Here is an 11,951-nt window from a genome sequence, read left to right on the forward strand (position 1 = left end):
ACATAACGTGAAAAGTCAGGTGAAGGTTTAGGGTTTAAATCAAGGTAAAGTATTTTCAGCTTTGAACTAGTATAAGTTGTATCTTTCACCCTGCTAGTGCTTAGAACTACTTGACCGCGTATTTGCTGTGGTTTTCTACAATATATTTTGTATAATGGGGATTTAATGGTATCTAAGCAGTTAGAAAAGTCATAACTTGTGTGCGTGTTGTTCGTGCAAATGCTTAGGAAAAATTAATAATTTATACAAAAGTCTTGAGTCAACTATGGGTAAAGCAATAGGTATTGATTTAGGGACGACAAATTCTGTAGGTGCTTTTAAGTTAGCGGAAGTAGAAGTGGTGACAGCTAATGATAATACACCGCCAGATAGAAAACTGACGCGATCGCTCGTAGCCAACGACCAAGATAAATTATTAGTGGGAGACGCAGCATACAACCAGTTGCGGGCTGACCCAGAAAACGTGATTATTTCGATTAAGCGGTTGATGGGTAGGGGTTTTAATGATTCAGCCGTCAAGGAACAGCAATCAAAAGTTGGTTATAAAATTACCGCACCTAGTCAGGGGACTGATAATAGCATTGCGGTTTGGTTGGGAGGAAAAGAATACAGTCCAGAAGATGTTTCCGCCGAAATTCTCAAAAAAGTGGTACGCAACGCCCAAGCCTATCGCCAAGGAATTGGTCAAGAAGAAGTAATTGACCAAGCTGTAATTACTGTTCCGGCTTACTTCAATGACCAACAACGCTATGCAACCCGCACCGCCGCCTTAAAAGCAGGACTCACCCCCTTAGAACTACTCCCAGAACCAACAGCTGCGGCTATATCCTACGGCTTTGCACCAGATAGCGAAGATGTGAAAACGATTTTGGTGTATGACTTTGGTGGCGGGACATTTGACGCTTCTTTGATTACAGCCGCCGGTACTTCCTTTATTGAACAGGGGAAAGCCGGAGATTTATGGTTAGGTGGGGATGACATTGATACTCGATTGGTTAACTTTGTCAAAACCAGAGTGGCTGAGGAAGAAAAAATTGCTGATATCGATGGCTTAATTGCCAAAATGCCCTATTATCAACGGCTGAGATTTAACGCTGATTTGAAAATCGCCGTCGAACGCGCCAAAGTAGAGTTAAGCAGTGCGGCGAAAGTCACCATTAGCCCCGCAACGCAACTTTTAGATGAATTAGGAATTGCTATCCCTATTGAAGTAGACATCACACGGGAGCAATTTGAGGGGATGATTAGTCCTCTGGTAGACCGTTCAGTAGAAATTTGTCGCCTCGCTTTACAAGATGCAGAATATCACCTGGAAATGGTGGATATAGTGCTATTAGTTGGTGGTTCTTCCCAAATTCCCTTAGTACAACGCAAAGTTAAAGAGGCTTTTGGCAGTCAGAAAGTAGTTGTGCATCCTCGCCCTATGTATGCAGTTGCAGAGGGTGCAGCGATCGTTGCGTCAGGACAAACTGATAAAGTAACAACGGTATCCCGCGACTACTATATCAGGTTGGTAGACGACGATTATAAGGTGATTAACCGCAACGAAATTCTGCCTGTGAAAACATCCCACACCTTCAAAACTATGGCTGATGGACAACGGTTAATTCATTTTAAATTTCTTAACTCTAACGAGGTAAAACAGGAATTGGATGAGGTGGATAAGAAAGAAAGTATTGGGGATATGTGGTTGGGTTTAGATGTTGCTTATCCCAAGGGTACAGAAATTCTCGTCAATTTAGAGTTGGATGAGACAAATAGCGGTTTGACGATGACTGCTACCCTGAAAAATGACCCCTCCATCAAAGTTAGTTGTACCTTTTCTCATGGGAAAGCAGATGAGAAGATTTATCAAGAGTTAGAAGCAACAATTGCCGACCTCAATAGTCAAGATTTGACTCAGCTTGGTGTAGAAGAAGCGTTAAAATTAGCAGTCCCCGTAGTGCAGTCAGCTAACCAAATTTTTGATTATCGCACAGGCACAGAACGCACAGATTTAAGTACCCGTGCTAAAGCCAGTCTGCAAAAACTACAAGTTTCGATGTCTAGGGAATCTCTAGAAGCAGAATACCAGATGAATGAATGCGATCGCATCCTTAAAGTCTGTCCTTTTCTCATTCCCGAACCACAACAAGAAAGATTGCAAAAACTCACCCAAGATTTACGAACCGCCATCAACGCCTATGACCTATCCCGCATGGAATCTTACAGTGAAGATGCAAGACGGGAACTCAAAACCCTCCCTGATGAAGTGCAACTGATTCAAATTGCTTTGATGGCTATCCGCCAAGCCAAGCAAGTCGCACCCACCCAAGCCAGTGCGATGTCTGACAAACTATTTCGGTTACTAGATGAGTTAGAAAGAGGGAATAGCCAAGAAGCAGAACGTTTATGGCAAGAATTGCTACCTGATGTCGAACGTTGGTTAAATCAAGAATTACCCAGTAATACTATCGCCACAGGGATAACGCGATGACCTTAAACCTTAACTGTCCTGTGTGCAGCTACCAAGATATTACAGGTGATACTTGTCCTAATTGTGATACAGATGTGCGGGTAATTCGGATGCTGCAAGAATTACCTCCAGCCCCTACCCCATCAGCCAAACCATTCAACATTGTTCTGTTGATATTAATCCTCATTGGACTAGGTTTGGCGGTAGCGATCTTTTGGAGACTTTCACTACCCCAACCAAATACAGTAGTTGTTGCTGATCCGACTCCCACACAGACAACAAAAATTGCACCAGTCGCGGTGATTCCCCCCAAACCACCAGAACCCAAAACATACAAAGTACAACGGGGAGATAATTTAAGTGCGATCGCCCAAAAATTCTGCGGACAGCAAGCAACTTGGCAAATCATGCTAAAAGATAATCCCCAACTGCAAGGGCGAGAAAACTATATAGATGTGGGAGAGGTGTTAAAAATTCCTCACTGTCAGGAGGGGATGTAATGGGCTTTTTGCAAGGCTTAAATCAATTCACCAGAAATATTTTCGGGATAGGAATTATTGACGCTTGGCGACAAGCAGGCCAAACCAAAGCAGCTAACCAAAAAATCGGACAACTTACCCAAAAAAAGCACCTACGGGAAGCCATCACCATCGCTGAAACCACCCTCAGCTATTGGTCGAGGAATCCTAATTTTTGGGAACGTTGGATTTGTCGCTTACTCTTGGGTAATTTATTAAGTAGCCTGAATCAGCAATTACAAGAATATCGCCAACAAGTAGCAACAGCCGATAAATTAGCAGCTCAAGCCAAAAATCTACTCCAACAAGATACCGGTGATCCTTGGGAAACACAAGCCTTCGCCAACGCCATCAACTTTTATCAACGCTGTAGCAAAATTGTTCACGATGCAGGTATATTGCAAACTATTCAGCAATGTCAGCAGGAATTAGAAAAACGCCGACAGTTTCAAGACTTATACAGAAAAGCCCAAGCCCAGGCGGAAGACCGCTATTTTAAAAATGCAGTCGCCATTTATACCCAAGCTCAACAACTATATGCGACAGCAGATATCACTAAAGCCCTTGCTAACGCTACCGCCCAAGTGATTCAAGAACAAGCCTATGAAAATAGCCTGCAAACAGTGGAACAAGGGGAAAAGGCAGGAAAACTACGTAGTGCGATCGCGCTTTTAGAATCAGCCTTAGCTAAATTTCCCCGCAATGATGGGCAAGAGTTACTGCAAAAACTACAATCAATCCTCCAAGGTAGAGAACTTTTTCGTCAAGGTTTAGCCGCAGAGAAAATGGGTGATTTTACCTCAGCTATCTCTTGCTATCAAAATGCTCAACCATTTTTACCTGATACCACTAACTGCCGCATTCGACTAGCACTAGTAAAAATTAAAACTCAAGACTGGTCAAGCGCACTCTCTGACTTAGACGATTTATCAGGTGAACAGGCTATCTATCTCCGAGGATTTGCTTACGCTCAACAGGAAAATTTACAACTAGCCTATAGAGAATGGCAAAAAATATCTAGTCCGAATATTACCCAGCAACAAGAAATCCTCAAAATTCTCAGCCACAGACAACGCCTGACTTACTTACAAAATATCGAAGCATTAGTTACAGCCGAAAATCTGGAACAAGCAAAAAACAGTAGTACAGAATTCTTGCAAAAATTTGGTGCATATCCCTTAGTAGAGACCAACCTCACCCAACATATCCAACCCCGATTAGCAGCAGCTACTTGGCAAAGTACAAATTGGCAAATTATTACAGAGCAAACCGCAAAAGATTGGTTGGAAAATCCGAATATTACTACATTACATAATTGGGCAGTATCTAACTACTATCATGCTCAAAAAGATGACAATAAATTAATAGATTTAATTATTTCTTTATCTACGGGTTTAGCAAATTTAACTCAAGATACAGTTCTCAAAGATATTCCGTGGCTAGGCAATAAATCCGTTGATTTCGTCTTGGTTTTTCATCAACTAAAACACTTACTAGAAACAACAATAGATACCTACAAAGACAAAGATATCAATAGTTATCTAAAATTTCGTGACTATTGGAGGTTAGAATCCATCGCCTTAGAATTAATGGGACAACCAGCAATCAAGGGAGTAAAAATCAATGATGTATTTGTCACCCCTGGTTGTTATCAAAATTATACTTCCCTAGCTCAACCAACATCTATACAACAAATAGAACCTCATCAAAAAATATTGCATAGCTTATACACAACTTGGGGTTTAGCAGTAGCTGCTTGTATAGCTGGGGATATTCCCAGAGCAGTAAAATTAAAACCAACAACTAAATTAAGCGATAATTTAGAAAAATTTGCTCAAAAATTCGTCGCTTACTATGAAGGCTGTCATTACTTACAACAACAACAATGGCGTGAAGCCATGAGTAATTTAAAGACAGCAAAATCAGAAATTGCTGACAATTTAGAATGGCAACAAGAAATCGATAGACTTTGTATTTTACAACGTAAAAATATTGTAGAGTTACAAGAACATTTAGAGTTTGCCCAATCTTGGTACGATACATTAGACAGCCCAAATTCTAGAGCCTATTTAGCAGAATATAAAGCCGAACAAGTCAGAGAAGAACTCAGAAATAAACAAATATCTAATCAGAAAGCCCTACAAAAACTAGAAAGAGTCAAACTTATCGATGCAGAAAACCCCATCGTCTTAGATTTAATTCAGGTAATAGAGGATTTTATAGCACTAGATAAAATTCAAGAACTGTTAGAAAAAAATGATTTTGCCGGTGCAGTTAATTATGCTCAACAAAATGGTCAACCCAAGGTTAAAGCTAGATTAGCAGAATACTATATTGATATATTAATTGATGGATTTAAAAGTCGGAATTTGGGATTTGGTAATATTGCCGATTTAGGAAGATGGGCTTATGAACTGTGTCCTGATCATCCCAAGGTGCAAGATATTTATATAATCAGCCAAGAAATCGGAGAAATTAATTCTCTCATACAACGCGATCGCTCCAACGATGCTGTCTACCGTGCCAAATATTCAGAATATGATGCTGTTCGTTTGTACGTTGCTGACTATTTTATGATTACTGCGATGAATGGGGTAAAAAATAACACCTTTTCTAGTAGTGTAGTGTATCAATTATGTCGCTGGTGTTACGAACTGTCTCCTGATGATCCTGACTATCAAGAAATTTATCGCCGACTCAATATTATTTAAATCTATTTCAATTAAGGTGAGAAATGGAAAAAAATCCTTATGACATTTTGGGGGTATCGCCAGCAGCATCAAAAGCGGAAATTACCAAAGCCGTAGCAGAAGCGATGAAGCGCAAGCAATATCCTGTAGATGTGATTGCAAAAGCGCAAAAAAGCTTAATGAAGCCAGAAGAAAGAATCATGGCTGATTATTTACGTCCTATATTGCCACCCATTAGACGTTTCAAATATAGTGACTTATCAGCCTTGGCAGAGTCAGCCCCCACCTTAGCAATTTTGCCAGAATTTGACGGCTTAGAACAAGCGATCGCCCAAGCTAACCGAGAAGAAAATCGCGAACGAGAACCCCTCAACCTACCCTTCTCGGAATTATTCAACGAGGGTGTGACAGCTTGTCAAGAAGGACGTTATCCTAAAGCCATCAAATATTTAGAAGACTATTGCCATCAATCTCAAGAGCATAATACCCAAACTTACATTCAAGCCCAAATGTGGCTAATTAGAGCCTATCAGATGGGCGGACAGTTGCAAAGAGCGATCGCCCTTTGCCAGATGTTAGTTAATCATTCTCACCCCCAAGTCCAAACTTGGGCAAATAAAACCTTACCGATGTTATCAGGGATGTCTCGTGTCTAATCAACCATCAATTTATTTCCAGCTTACCAACTGGCTAAAAACCAAACTGCTGGGTGAACAACCAGAAATCTCCTCATCTTCCCCAGATGTCATCTCCCTCAGCCAAAACCGTTATCTTCTCACTCAAGAACAACGCGACTTGCTAATTCAAGAATTTAGCAACTTACAAAAGCAAAATATCGTCCTCCAGCAATCATTAAGAGAACAACAAACCCAAGCTACAGCCAATAGTGAAGACTTATTTTTAGAACTTTTAGAAGTTACCGATGCACTTGAATCTTTACTAAACTACCTAGAAAATAATCCCGAACCCAGTCCAGAAATTTTTCATCGCCTACCCAGGTCTGTAGGCGCAGTTCATCGTAAATTTCTCAGCGTATTAAGTAAACGTCAAGTCGTACCCATAGAATTACAAACAAACCAACCCGACTTTAATTTATGTCGTGTAGTAGATAGGGAAATTAGAAACGATGTAGAAGAGCAAACAATTACTAAGATCGTTCGTCAAGGCTTTATGATGGGGGAAAAAGTTTTACGCCCTACAGAAATCATTACATCTAAATCAGAGTAAAACGACCGAACAAAAACAAACTATTTCCAATAATGTAAAAATACTATGATTCATTTCGTAGTAAGGACTTTAGTCCTTTTCTGTGCGCGGAGCATCTCGTAAAGCCTACGGCATAGCTACGCTTAGGGCGCAGCCTATCGTAGAGAAGAGAGAACTAAAGTTCTCACTACAAACCTTTAATGATTAAGATTCATAAATTTCTAAAGGTAACTTGTCTGGGTCTTGAAAGAAAGTAAATTTTCTACCAGTAATTTCATCAACTCTGATATTTTCTACCGCTAACCCATGAGATTTTAAGTAAGAAACGGCATCGTCTATATTTTCCACCGCGAAAGCTAAATGTCTTAAACCACAAGCTTCAGGATTACTGACTCGTTGCGGAGGATGAGGAAAGGAAAATAACTCAATTTGAGTATTGTCGTTAACGCGTAAATCTAATTTATAAGAATTCCTCTCAGCGCGAAATGTCTCATGAATAATCTCAAACCCTAGAACATCTACATAAAAATCTTTCGAGCGTTCATAATCAGAACAAATAATTGCTATGTGATGAATACCACTAGTTTTCATATCATCCTTATTTACGCCTCTGCGCGAAACAAAAAATAATTATTCAAAAAGCCTATTGTATTTAATACAAATTCGTAGAGAATGAGTCTTCCACCACTGATTAAGAACTTTGTAGAATAGTCTTAGCCGCAATGCGAGTTTTCTTCAGGTCTGCATCTGAGAGTTCTTGACCTGATTGCAGACGGGTAGCAGAAGTCTGTAAAACTGTAGCAGCATTTTTGTCGCCAATTTGTAAAGCAGTTTTCGCCGCAGTTTGTAACATAGTAGCCGCACCAGAGCGATCGCCTTGTTGTAATTTAGTCTCAGCTAACTGAGTTTGGCGATATTTCGCCACAGCTAAAATCCACTGATGGACTTGAGAATTGAAGTCTGGTTGATAAGCTGCTAAAACATTGGCATACACAGGCCAAACCGGTGAAAGTAAACCCTCTTGCTGCATAGCTGGGTCATCATAGCGAATCTGCACATTGCCAATTACCTGTTCTCCTAGTGGTAACTTTCCTAAGTACAAATTTGTTAACACTACCCGTTCCACATCTTTCATCAAGTCCCCCAGACGCACAGCCAAAGTCCCATCACTGAGTTTTTCCACAGGTAACTCAATAATATCTGGTGTCACTTGGGCAACGGGTTTGAGTTCTGCTAACCTGACATGGGGTTGTAAGGATAGTTGCAAGTAAGCATTGGTTAACCCTACCGACTGTACTCGTGTAAATAGACGATTGAATTGATGGGTGGCTTGTTCTGGTCGCTCAATATGAGTCAGAGTCCCGCCACCAGCATCAGCGATTTTTTCGAGTAAATCTTGATTCCAGTGGTTGCCAAATCCTAATGTATTGATAGTGAGATTAATTTTGGCGGCCTTTTTCGCTAGTTCTAAACACCGCTTACCGTCATCATGACCAAATTCCCACTTCCAAATTTTCAGGCTGCTTTCTCCGTGACCATCGGTAAGCAGAAAAGCTTGGGAAACAGCACCTTTTGTCCCCTTCATCAACTCTGTAATTCCCAGTTGTAACCCCTCAGCAATGGAAGTACCACCACTAGCGGCTAGTTTTTGGCTAATTTGAGATTTGATGGTTTTGGGGTCAAGGACTGGTTGGTTAGGGATAATGACCACAGCAGAACCCGCAAAAGCGACAACAGAAATGCGATCGCGAGGTTCTAGTCTATCTAATACTCGCTCTACAGCCTGAATCACGGTTTTCAACGGCTGACCGTGCATCGAACCACTTTGATCCAAAATTAAGCATAAATTCAAAGGTAAATTATGCTCAAATTGATCAGCGATCGCAGAAATGGAAATTGCCAATTGACGCTGACTAGTAAGTTGAGCCGCATCAAGATTGTGATCACTTAAAGCTGAGAGCAATTTGACTTTCATTTAGGGGTATCTTGCAAGACAGTTTTCGAGACGATTCTGGTTTTCTTGCGATCGCTTTCTGATAAATCTTGTCCTGCTTGCAATTGAGTGGCTGAGGTTTGCAAAACTGTCGCCGCACCAGTATCACCCATTTGCAGAGCAGTTTTCGCCGCCGTTTGTAACATAGTAGCCGCACCGACGCGATCGCCTTGCTGTAATTTGGCTTCTGCTAACTGGGTTTGACGATATTTCGCCAAAGCTAAAATCGATTGCTGCACCTGGGGATTAGGTTCTGGTTGATAGACCCTCACAACATTGGCATAAACGGGGGTGTTGGGTGTAAATAACCCAGTTTGATTTTGAGAAGGGTTATCGTAGCGTACCTGTACATTCACAATTGGCTGTCTACCTTCTGGTAGCTGTCCCAGATAAATATTTGCCAAAATCACCCTTTCTACATCCTTCATCAAATCACCCAAGCGGACAGCAAAGCGGCCATCACTTTCTGGCTGTAAAGGTAACTCAATCGTATCTGGTGCAACTTGGGCGATGGGTTTGAGTTCCGCTAACCGCACATTGGGCATGAGGGAAAATAATAAATAAGCATTAGTTAAAGCGACAGTTTGTATCCGAGTAAACAAACGGCCAAATTCATCTACAGCTTGTTCTGGTTTTTGGATATAAGATAAACTCCCCAAACCAGCATCAGCGATTCTTTCTAAAATATCTTGATTCCAGTTATCACCAAATCCGAGTGTATTTAAAGTCAAATTAAAACCAGCCGCCAACTGAGCAAATTTTAAACAGCGATTATTATCACCGTGTTCATTTTCGCCATCAGTCAATAAAAACGCCTGAGAAACTGTTTCTTTTTTACCTTTAGCTAATTCCTCAATCCCCAGCCTCAACCCTTCATCGATAGCTGTACCGCCATCCGCCGCCAGACGGTTGATTTGTTTTTTGATTTTTTCTGGGTCTTCAATCGCTTGATTAGGAATTAAGACCTTAGCTCGATGATCAAAGGCTACCACACTCAGGCGATCGCCCGGTTTAAGTCTGTCTACTAACTGATTGGCTGCTTTTTTGACCGTTTCTAGGGGTCGTCCATTCATCGAGCCACTATGGTCGAGAATTAAGCATAAATTCAGGGGAACAGTACGGTCTTGCGGTTCTGCACCAGCTGAAACCGAAATTGCCAACTGACGCTGAGAACTAGCTTGGTTCGCGTCCAGATTAGCATCATTGAGAACAGGCTGTAAATTAACTTTCATAACCCAAACTTCCAAGGATATTTAACAAAAACAGGGGGGTAAGGGTGTAGGGGGTAAGGGTATGGGGGTGTAAAGGTATCATAAATTTCATCCCTTATACCCCTATACCCCTATACCCCTATACCCCTAACTCATTACATATTCTTGAATAACTTCAAATCGCTACAATAGTCCTACGGAAAACTTAATCAAAGCAATCTATTAATATTTTTCAGATAATATATTCAGAATATCTTAGAAGCCAATTATTGGCAGATGCCAAGCTATAGTGGCGATGAGCGAGAAAACCGCACTTGCAGATAGCTAGCGTCACGCTAGGATGTAATACAGTTAACGGCATAATTTCAGGCTATCACCTGCTATGGAAAGATCCCCCATTAAGGCTGTGCAAGCCTCTTACTACGGAGACAACCTCTACCGCACACCACCACCAGATTTACCCTCCCTACTCCTCAAAGAACGCATAGTTTATTTGGGAATGCCTCTGGTATCCCCAGATGAGTATAAGCGTCAAATGGGTGTGGATGTCACCAAGCTGATTATTGCCCAGTTACTCTATTTGAAATTTGATAACCCAGATAAACCGATATTTTTCTACATCAACTCCACGGGGACATCTTGGTACACAGGGGATGCGATCGGCTACGAAACAGAAGCCTTTGCCATTTGCGACACCATCAACTATATCAAGACACCTGTGCATACAATTTGCATCGGTCAAGCAATTGGCACAGCCGCACTGATTTTAGCATCTGGTACTAAAGGCTTCCGAGCTAGTTTACCTCATGCCACCATCGTACTGAACCAACCCCGAAGCGGCACACGGGGTCAAGCAACCGATATTCAAATCTACGCCAAGGAAGTGTTAGCCAATAAAGCTGCTATCTTGGATATTTTCTCCAAAAACACGGGTCAAACCCCTGAAAAAATTGCCAAAGACACGGAACGGATGTTCTATCTGACCCCCCAACAAGCCAAGGAATATGGACTGATAGACCGCGTTTTAGACAGTATGAAAGACCTACCCAAGCCCTTACCCATGATGGCTTAAATTGCTTACAATCATCCCTCACCCCCTCTCATTATTTCTATGCCTGTTGATGCAGCACTTCGGGTGCCTTATAACATTCCTGGTAGTACCTCCTGGCAATGGGTAAATATTTATACTCGTATGGCTCAAGAACGGATTCTCTTCTTGAACCAGCCACTTACTACCGACCTGGCAAATTTCCTCATTTCCTTCATGCTGTATCTTGACTCAGAGGATCAAAGTAAACCAATCTACTTCTACATCAATTCCTTGGGTGATCCTGTCATGGCTGGTATGAGCAATGAAATGGCGGGAATGGAGTCGATCAAAGCTTGTCTGGCAATTTATGACACCATGCAATACATCAAGTCAGAAATTGTCACCATTTGTCTGGGTCAAGCAGTCGGCATGGCAGCCTTGATTTTATCATCGGGAGCTAAAGGGAAACGAGTCAGCCTACCCCACACAAGTATTGCTCTTACCCAATTCCGCAGCGCAACTCGTGGTCAAGCGACAGACATTCAAGTGAATGCGGAAGAAGTGTTGCAAAAAAGAGCCTTAATTTTTGACATTTTCTCCCAAAACACAGGGCAGTCAAAGGAAAAAATCGCTAAAGATAGTGAGCGAATTTTCTACATGACTCCCCAACAAGCCAAAGAATACGGATTAATTGACCGCGTCCTGGAAAGTACCAAACAATTACCAAAACCCACTCCAGCGTGATCTAAATCCGTCAGGCTAACCCCAAAAGGCTTTCTGAGAAGACTGAGTGTCAGGGTGTAGGGGTATCAGGGCAGAGAATTTTGGATTGATGTCCAATGCCCCAT

The 11,951-nt window shown here is 41.6% G+C and carries 10 protein-coding genes; 7 read left to right on the forward strand and 3 right to left on the reverse strand.

Annotated elements, in window-relative coordinates; genetic code table 11:
* The first annotated feature begins 265 nt into the window (after window positions 1-265).
* The 5 genes from CLI64_RS05460 to CLI64_RS05480 are packed head-to-tail and all read left to right on the forward strand — an operon-like array spanning window position 266 to window position 6,890.
* Complete coding sequence (locus CLI64_RS05460; protein ID WP_103136268.1) at window positions 266-2,476, forward strand: Hsp70 family protein; 2,211 nt, start codon at window positions 266-268, stop codon at window positions 2,474-2,476.
* Window positions 2,473-2,955 (forward strand): LysM peptidoglycan-binding domain-containing protein, encoded by a 483-nt coding sequence (locus CLI64_RS05465; RefSeq protein ID WP_103136269.1) that lies wholly within the window; start codon window positions 2,473-2,475, stop codon window positions 2,953-2,955. The genes CLI64_RS05460 and CLI64_RS05465 overlap by 4 nt, the downstream gene beginning before the upstream one ends.
* Window positions 2,955-5,684: a peptidase M, neutral zinc metallopeptidase site gene (locus CLI64_RS05470; protein ID WP_103136270.1), complete on the forward strand. Its 2,730-nt coding sequence runs from the start codon at window positions 2,955-2,957 to the stop codon at window positions 5,682-5,684. Before CLI64_RS05465 ends, CLI64_RS05470 begins: the two co-directional genes overlap by 1 nt.
* A gap of 23 nt (window positions 5,685-5,707) precedes the next feature.
* Window positions 5,708-6,319 (forward strand): molecular chaperone DnaJ, encoded by a 612-nt coding sequence (locus CLI64_RS05475; RefSeq protein WP_103136271.1) that lies wholly within the window; start codon window positions 5,708-5,710, stop codon window positions 6,317-6,319.
* Window positions 6,312-6,890: a nucleotide exchange factor GrpE gene (locus tag CLI64_RS05480; protein WP_103136272.1), complete on the forward strand. Its 579-nt coding sequence runs from the start codon at window positions 6,312-6,314 to the stop codon at window positions 6,888-6,890. The genes CLI64_RS05475 and CLI64_RS05480 overlap by 8 nt, the downstream gene beginning before the upstream one ends.
* Before the next feature lie 183 nt (window positions 6,891-7,073).
* Here CLI64_RS05480 and CLI64_RS05485 read toward each other — a convergent pair whose 3' ends face one another.
* The 3 genes from CLI64_RS05485 to CLI64_RS05495 form a co-directional block, all read right to left on the reverse strand.
* Window positions 7,074-7,460 (reverse strand): VOC family protein, encoded by a 387-nt coding sequence (locus CLI64_RS05485; RefSeq protein ID WP_103136273.1) that lies wholly within the window; start codon window positions 7,458-7,460, stop codon window positions 7,074-7,076.
* Between the two features lie 100 nt (window positions 7,461-7,560).
* Window positions 7,561-8,844: a VWA domain-containing protein gene (locus CLI64_RS05490; protein ID WP_103136274.1), complete on the reverse strand. Its 1,284-nt coding sequence runs from the start codon at window positions 8,842-8,844 to the stop codon at window positions 7,561-7,563.
* On the reverse strand, window positions 8,841-10,094 hold the full coding sequence (locus CLI64_RS05495; RefSeq protein WP_103136275.1) for a VWA domain-containing protein: 1,254 nt from the start codon (window positions 10,092-10,094) through the stop codon (window positions 8,841-8,843). Before CLI64_RS05495 ends, CLI64_RS05490 begins: the two co-directional genes overlap by 4 nt.
* A gap of 361 nt (window positions 10,095-10,455) precedes the next feature.
* On the opposite strand from CLI64_RS05495, the gene CLI64_RS05500 reads away from it, so the two are divergent.
* Both CLI64_RS05500 and CLI64_RS05505 read left to right on the forward strand, forming a co-directional pair.
* Window positions 10,456-11,145 carry an ATP-dependent Clp protease proteolytic subunit gene (locus CLI64_RS05500; RefSeq protein WP_103136276.1) on the forward strand — a complete coding sequence of 230 codons (690 nt, stop codon included), beginning with the start codon at window positions 10,456-10,458 and terminating at the stop codon, window positions 11,143-11,145.
* Between the two features lie 39 nt (window positions 11,146-11,184).
* Window positions 11,185-11,847, forward strand: a complete 663-nt coding sequence (locus CLI64_RS05505; RefSeq protein WP_103136277.1) for an ATP-dependent Clp protease proteolytic subunit — start codon at window positions 11,185-11,187, stop codon at window positions 11,845-11,847.
* The last annotated feature ends 104 nt before the right edge of the window (window positions 11,848-11,951 follow it).

It is taken from the genome of Nostoc sp. CENA543 (assembly GCF_002896875.1).
Taxonomy (GTDB): Bacteria; Cyanobacteriota; Cyanobacteriia; order Cyanobacteriales; family Nostocaceae; genus Trichormus.

Bases quoted from the DNA above. Each gene is read 5' to 3' on its own strand.
- CLI64_RS05500 (WP_103136276.1), top strand. From the start codon at position 10,456: ATGGAAAGATCCCCCATTAAGGCTGTGCAAGCCTCTTACTACGGAGAC.
- CLI64_RS05495 (WP_103136275.1), bottom strand. From the start codon at position 10,094: ATGAAAGTTAATTTACAGCCTGTTCTCAATGATGCTAATCTGGACGCG.
- CLI64_RS05475 (WP_103136271.1), top strand. From the start codon at position 5,708: ATGGAAAAAAATCCTTATGACATTTTGGGGGTATCGCCAGCAGCATCA.
- CLI64_RS05465 (WP_103136269.1), top strand. From the start codon at position 2,473: ATGACCTTAAACCTTAACTGTCCTGTGTGCAGCTACCAAGATATTACA.
- CLI64_RS05485 (WP_103136273.1), bottom strand. From the start codon at position 7,460: ATGAAAACTAGTGGTATTCATCACATAGCAATTATTTGTTCTGATTAT.
- CLI64_RS05470 (WP_103136270.1), top strand. From the start codon at position 2,955: ATGGGCTTTTTGCAAGGCTTAAATCAATTCACCAGAAATATTTTCGGG.
- CLI64_RS05460 (WP_103136268.1), top strand. From the start codon at position 266: ATGGGTAAAGCAATAGGTATTGATTTAGGGACGACAAATTCTGTAGGT.
- CLI64_RS05505 (WP_103136277.1), top strand. From the start codon at position 11,185: ATGCCTGTTGATGCAGCACTTCGGGTGCCTTATAACATTCCTGGTAGT.
- CLI64_RS05490 (WP_103136274.1), bottom strand. From the start codon at position 8,844: ATGAAAGTCAAATTGCTCTCAGCTTTAAGTGATCACAATCTTGATGCG.